This window comes from Paraburkholderia fynbosensis (assembly GCF_902859935.1).
GTDB classification, from domain to species: Bacteria; Pseudomonadota; Gammaproteobacteria; order Burkholderiales; family Burkholderiaceae; genus Paraburkholderia; species Paraburkholderia fynbosensis.
The window spans coordinates 1-873 of sequence record NZ_CADIKI010000079.1 but is presented as its reverse complement, the minus strand read 5'-3'; the positions used below and the strand labels follow the sequence as shown (position 1 = coordinate 873).

Annotated in this window: 1 protein-coding gene; it reads right to left on the bottom strand. The window is 57.7% G+C overall.

What is annotated here, in order from left to right:
• Positions 1–53: 53 nt before the first annotated feature.
• Positions 54–873, bottom strand: an 820-nt coding sequence (locus HV770_RS38080) for an IS4 family transposase (protein WP_246291636.1), incomplete at its 5' end; no start/stop codon positions are given.

Below are 873 nucleotides of genomic sequence, written 5' to 3'. Positions count from 1 at the left end.
TTTCGTGCAGGACAAGAAATCCACGCCAGATGACGGTAGGGCCAGGCGGACGATCATGCTTTCGAGCGAGATATCCGCCGAGTCTGGCGATCCCAAGATGACCTGCGCCGGTGATGGCGGTTTATCAGGTATTTCAGTACTGCCATGCGTACGACAGTAGAGAGTTCGCCACTCGATTGGCTGCAGCAATACTTCGCATGGCAGGTGCCATCAAGCCTTGCAAGCAACAGGGAGTACAGGATCCTCCAGCTTACTACGGCGAACAATGCGGTGGCGCGGACGAATCGATCGAGATTGCCAAATTGGCGGGCTTCAATGCGACAGCCACTTTTAAGCACACGATGCCACGATTCAATCATCCATCGGCGCGCATACCATGCCAGGCGCTCAAGGGCCTGAGCGTGCGTTTGTGTAGGCACCGAAGTCAGTAGGAGCCATTCCAATGGCTCTGCTCCTTCGTCCAGGTTCGTTTCCTGTGCATGAATTGCAAACACTTCAATTTCGGGAAACTTCTCGCGACGACGATTTTGCGGCGGACGAAGGCGTACGGGCATGCAGCGCACAACCAGCCGTGCGGTGCGTGCCGGGCGGTTTTCGCGTGCAGGCACCTGCAGTTGGGCCTCTCCAAGCACTGGCGAGGCCAGCACGGTTTCCCGCAAATATCGATCGGGGTGAGCAACGCGTCGGTTCCACGACGCGCGCACCAACCAGTCGACGCCGGCAGGCCGCTGCGCCAGGAACACATCATAGACATCGCCTTCACGGTCGCTCACGCCGATGACATGCGTGCACGGACAGTGCGTCTTGAGTACGCCCAGTTGCTCGATGCCTTCTAGCCATTTTGCGCTCTCTTTCTGTTGTACAGTTCGTTGC